Source organism: Mesorhizobium sp. M7D.F.Ca.US.004.03.1.1, from assembly GCF_003998635.1.
Lineage (GTDB): Bacteria > Pseudomonadota > Alphaproteobacteria > Rhizobiales > Rhizobiaceae > Mesorhizobium > Mesorhizobium loti.
Genome location: NZ_RZQG01000847.1, coordinates 1 through 2526, shown reverse-complemented (window position 1 = coordinate 2526; position 2526 = coordinate 1). Strand labels below are relative to the sequence as shown.

Below are 2526 nucleotides of genomic sequence, written 5' to 3'. Positions count from 1 at the left end.
GGCAGAACTCCCACTCGTCATAGACGATGCGCCACTTGCCGGGAGTCGATTCCCAGATGCCGGCGTAAAGGCCGCCCTCCCGCTCCTCGACATTCCAGGTGCGGAATTTCGGATCACCCGAGATCAGCCGATCCGGCGCCGGCGCGCCCTGTTCGGCGTCGACAGTGTCGACGCCGATGGCAAGAAATTTTGGCTCGGCCATGATCGGTCAGACCTTGGCGAGCGCCTGTTCGAGGTCGGCGACGATGTCGTTGACGTCCTCGATGCCGATAGAGAGCCGCACGGTGTCCGGGCCCGCGCCGGCCTTGACCTTCTGCTCGTCGGAAAGCTGGCGGTGCGTGGTCGACGCCGGGTGGATAACCAGCGACTTGGTGTCGCCGACATTGGCGAGGTGTGAGAACAGTTCGAGCGCCTCGACGAATTTCACGCCGGCGTCATAGCCGCCCTTGAGAGCGAAGGTGAACACGGCGCCCGCACCAAGCGGCGAGTACTTCTTCTGCAGCGCGTTGTTCTTGTCGCTGGGCAGGCCGGGGTAGTTCACCGACGCGACCTTGGGGTGGTTGGACAGCCAGGCGGCGACCGTCACGGCGTTGTCGCAGTGGCGCTGCATGCGCAGCGGCAAGGTTTCCAGGCCGGTCAGGATGAGGAAGGCGTTGAACGGCGAGATCGCCGGGCCGAGATCGCGCAGGCCGAGCACGCGCGCGGCAATGGCGAAGGCGAAATTGCCGAAGGTTTCATGCAGGACGAGGCCGCCATATTCAGGGCGCGGTTCCGACAGCATCGGGTATTTTCCCGACTTCGACCAGTCGAAGGTGCCGCCATCGACAATGGCGCCGCCGATCGAATTGCCATGGCCGCCGATGAATTTGGTCAGCGAATGCACGACGATGTCGGCGCCATGCTCGATCGGCCGGATCAGGTAGGGCGAGGCCAGTGTGTTGTCGACGATCAGCGGCAGGCCGTGCTTGCGCGCGATGTCGCCGATCTTCTCGATATCGACGAAAGTGCCGCCCGGATTGGCGAGGCTCTCGATAAAGATCGCCTTGGTTCTGTCGTCGATCTGGCTTTCGAAGGTCGAGATGTCGTTGGTGTCGGCCCAGCGCACCTCCCAGCCATAATTCTTGAAGGCATGGCCGAACTGATTGATCGAGCCGCCATAGAGCTTGTTGGCGGCAACGAAATTGTCGCCCGGCTGCATCAGATTGTGGAACACGATGACCTGCGCGGCATGGCCGGAGGCGACCGCTAGTGCCGCCGTGCCGCCTTCGAGGGCCGCCATGCGCTCTTCCAGCACCGCCTGCGTCGGGTTCATGATGCGGGTGTAGATGTTGCCGAAGGCCTTCAGCCCGAACAGCGAGGCGGCATGGTCGGCATCATCGAAGACGAAGGAGGTCGTCTGGTAGATCGGCGTGGCGCGTGCGCCGGTCGCCGGATCTGGCTTGGCGCCGGCATGGACGGCGAGCGTATTGAAACCTGGCGTGCGGGTCACTGAAAACCTCCCTGAAAAACCTTCTGAAATTCGCTGGGCATTCTTGGCGAAGCCCGGCCTCGAATGCAAAGAAGAAAATACCCTTCCGTGCGGGATCTTTTATGAAGCGGCAGGAAAATACTGCGTTTGTCGGAATAATTTTGCGCTTTCGCCCCTCGCCTATTTCTGGCGAACGCCGAAACTCTGGAATCCGGCGCGCATCAGCGGCTTCTTCGACGACAGCACACCGGAATTGACGCCGGTCCAGCCGATCTCGCCGGACAGCTTGCCATATTCGATCTTGGGGCAGCGGTTCATCACCACCTTGATGCCGGCAGCCTCGGCGCGCGCGGTTGCCTCGTCATGGCGCACGCCAAGCTGCATCCAGATCACTTTCGGCAAGGGATCAAGCCGCAACGCCTCGTCGACGATGCCGGGTACTGCCGCAGGCGCACGAAAGATGTCGACCATGTCGATCGGCTCCGGAATATCGGCGAGCCTGGAATAGGTCATCCGGCCGAGGATTTCCTTGCCGGCCTGGCCAGGATTGATCGGAAACACCGAAAAGCCCTTGGCCAGCAGATATTTCAGCACGAAATAGCTCGGTCGCACATCGTTGGCGGATGCGCCGACCATGGCGACGGTCTTCACCGAATTGAGAATGCCGGCGATGTAGGTGTTGTCGTAACTATCGTGGTTCATGCGGCTTCCTGCGGTAGTGATAGCGGTAAAGTTCACGGCTGAACCCAAGCGAGGCGTAGAGTGCGCGGGCCGGCGCGTTATCGGCCACCACCTGCAAGCATGCCGCCGACGCCCCTGCCCGCCGCGCCCAGTCAATGAGGCCGCCGACGGTCTTGCGGCCCAAGCCTTGCTGCCTGAAACGGCCATCGGTTTCAACCGATTCCACCACAAGCAGGCCATTGCGGATGACACCATAGGCCAAGGCGGCAATTTCGCTGTCGCGTTCACACGACACAAATGCCCGGTCCCCGAGGATCAGTCCGGTCATCTCGCGAAAGATGCGGCGCTCGGCGTCGTCAAAGGCCCCCATGCGGAAG

Annotated in this window: 4 protein-coding genes; all 4 read right to left on the bottom strand. The window is 62.0% G+C overall.

The window, feature by feature from the left end:
- Nucleotides 1-202 (bottom strand): cupin domain-containing protein (locus EN935_RS30815; protein ID WP_127373955.1); only part of this gene is annotated, 202 nt, incomplete at its 3' end.
- Between the two features lie 6 nt (nucleotides 203-208).
- Entirely contained in the window at nucleotides 209-1489 is a 1281-nt protein-coding gene (locus EN935_RS30810; RefSeq protein WP_024504598.1) for an O-acetylhomoserine aminocarboxypropyltransferase, read from the bottom strand.
- Nucleotides 1490-1648: 159 nt separating this feature from the next.
- A complete protein-coding gene (locus EN935_RS30805; protein WP_127265048.1) occupies nucleotides 1649-2170 on the bottom strand; it encodes a CoA-binding protein in 522 nt (173 codons plus the stop codon).
- Nucleotides 2157-2526: GNAT family N-acetyltransferase (locus EN935_RS30800; RefSeq protein ID WP_164771481.1), on the bottom strand; the 370-nt coding region annotated here is incomplete at its 5' end. The genes EN935_RS30800 and EN935_RS30805, both read right to left, overlap by 14 nt.